General features: G+C 44.8%; 2 protein-coding genes. Both read left to right on the plus strand.

The features are described 5' to 3' along the window. A partial coding sequence (locus tag R7040_RS24610; protein ID WP_318097293.1) for a P-II family nitrogen regulator occupies positions 1-222 on the plus strand: 222 nt, incomplete at its 5' end. Between the two features lie 86 nt (positions 223-308). Next, the coding region (locus R7040_RS24615) for an endonuclease/exonuclease/phosphatase family protein (protein WP_318097294.1) at positions 309-1153 on the plus strand (845 nt) is incomplete at its 3' end.

Consider the following 1153-nt stretch of genomic DNA (forward strand, 5'->3'; position numbering starts at 1 on the left):
AAAGGCCACACTGAGCTATACCGCGGTGCGGAATACATGGTGGACTTCCTACCGAAAGTGAAACTGGAAATTGTTGTTACTGAAGATGTAGCAGACAAATGCGTAGAAACCATCATCGAAACCGCGCAAACAGGTAAGATTGGCGATGGTAAAATTTTCGTAACGGATGTTGAGCGTGTGGTTCGTATTCGTACTGGTGAAGAAGACGAAGACGCGATTTAAGATTTCACTACAATTGCATTTTTGATTAAGCTAAAAGGGAGCCCAATAAGGCTCCTTTTTTATTTCATGCATTCAGGTACGCTCTCATGTTTAAGCGTTTTGTTCTCTCTTTAGCCTTTCTAATCATGGCTGCGGTAGTGAGTTTTCAAGTCATCTTTACCGTGCCAGAACACCCACAGATCATCACACAAACTGGTTCTGAAATTACCGAAGACATTCGATGTATAGAGTTTAGCGGAGCAAAAGCTCTGGACGATAACGGTGAACTCAACCTTTTAGTTTGGAACATCTACAAGCAAAATCGCGCTAACTGGCAATCTGAGCTGGAGTTGTTCTCGGCAGATAAGCAATTGTTATTGCTGCAAGAAGCCAGCATGACAGACAGTTTTAAACAATGGTTGGTAGATGGCAGCTGGGTCAGCAACCAAGTCAGCGCGTTTAAAGCGTTAGGCAGCGGAGCTGGCGTGATTAGTATTGCTCAAAAGCAGCCAATTAAAGCATGCGCGTACACGTCAAAAGAACCGTGGTTGCGTTTGCCAAAATCGGCGTTGTACAGCCAGTATCGTTTAAGTAATGGTGAGAGCTTGGCCGTTATCAATGTGCATGCGATCAATTTTACCGTTGGAACGGAAGAATATACTTCGCAACTTTCTGCGCTTGAGACGCTACTTAAACAACACATCGGGCCAATCGTATTTGCTGGTGATTTTAATAGTTGGAGCGAATATCGGATTACGGCCATGAAGCAGGCCCTGAGGGAAGCAAATTTGAGAGAAGTACAATTCTCGCCAGATCATCGTACGCAGTTTATTACGGGCTTGCCGCTAGACCATGTGTTCTACCGCGGATTAACGCTGAAAAATGCGAAAGCGCCGCAGAGCGACGCTTCCGATCATAATCCATTACTGGTGTCGTTTACGCTTAACGATTA

Source organism: Vibrio sp. 1069 (assembly GCF_033340555.1).